This is a genomic window from Hydrogenivirga sp. 128-5-R1-1, from assembly GCF_000171895.1.
The window spans coordinates 1-1,182 of the sequence record NZ_ABHJ01000459.1 but is presented as its reverse complement, the minus strand read 5'-3'; the positions used below and the strand labels follow the sequence as shown (position 1 = coordinate 1,182).

The following is a 1,182-nucleotide window of genomic DNA, read 5'->3' as shown; positions in this document are numbered from 1 at the left end:
AACACACAATTTTTTAAAATTATGGGAACTTCCAGAGAAGTTCAAATTTTAGGAACAGATTATCTTAATATCTTATCTTTTTCTATACCTGCACTTTTTATAGGTGCCGTTTTATACAGTAGTTTGGCAGCTTCAGGAGATACAAAAACTCCACTAAAAATAGCAATTTTTTCAAACGTCATTAATGTGATTTTAAACTATTGTCTGATTTTTGGAAATTGCGGATTTCCAGCATTAGAAGTTAAAGGTGCAGCTCTTGCATCAACAATCAGTTACATACTGGAAGTAGTTATTTATCTAATCATTGTTTTAAATAGAAAATATATAAAATCAGAACTTTCAAAAGAGATTAGGAGAAAAGTGCTAAAAATCGGAATTCCGGCAGGAATAGAAAAATTTATTTCCTTTGGTTCATTTTTAATTTTTGTAAAAATTATTGTAGCTTATGGGACAGCCGTTTTAGCAGGATATCAGATAGGACTTAGAATAGAAAGTATTGCATTTATGCCAGGAATTGGTTTTTCTACAGCTGCAATGGTTCTGGTAGGTCAGTATCTTGGAGCAAAGAAAATTCATTTAGCAGAAAAAAGTGCTACAGAAACACTTAAGATAGCAGCAGTATTTATGGGAATTGTTGGGATTTTAATGGTAATTTTCGCAGAAGATTTAATGGAAATATTTACTTCTGATAAAGATACCATCCGGTATGGAGTAGTATATCTAAAAATAGTCGGTATTTCTCAAGTTCCATTATCATTTGATTTTGTGTTAAATGGAGCATTAAAAGGTGCTGGAGCTACAAAACTATTGATGGTATTTAATGATCTTTCCTTTTGGTTATTTAGGATATTACCTGCTTTTATTGCTTATAAATTGGGATTTAGAATAGAAATTATTTATCTGATAATGATAGGAGAAACATTTATAAAAGGATTTTTACTGTGGATTATTTTTAGGTCAGAGAAATGGAAGGAAATAAAAATTTAATACCCGGCACCGACCAACTTTCCCGACCGCTCGCGCGGCCAGTATCATAGGCGCTGGGGAGCTTAACTGCCGGGTTCGGAATGGGACCGGGTGTTACCTCCCCGCTATGGGCACCGGGCAACTGGCCATAGAATAAGGGTAGGATTTCAGGCTTGTTAAGAAGTAAGAGGCCAAGCCTCACGGGCGATTAGTACC

Annotated in this window: 1 protein-coding gene and 1 rRNA gene; one reads left to right on the top strand and one right to left on the bottom strand. The window is 34.9% G+C overall.

Going from position 1 to position 1,182, the window contains the following annotated elements; genetic code table 11:
• The coding region (locus tag HG1285_RS00680; RefSeq protein ID WP_008289592.1) for an MATE family efflux transporter at nt 1-987 on the top strand (987 nt) is incomplete at its 5' end.
• 1 nt (nt 988) lies between these two features.
• Here HG1285_RS00680 and rrf read toward each other — a convergent pair.
• Nucleotides 989-1,105 (bottom strand): 5S ribosomal RNA (gene rrf / locus HG1285_RS18000).
• Nucleotides 1,106-1,182 lie beyond the last annotated feature (77 nt).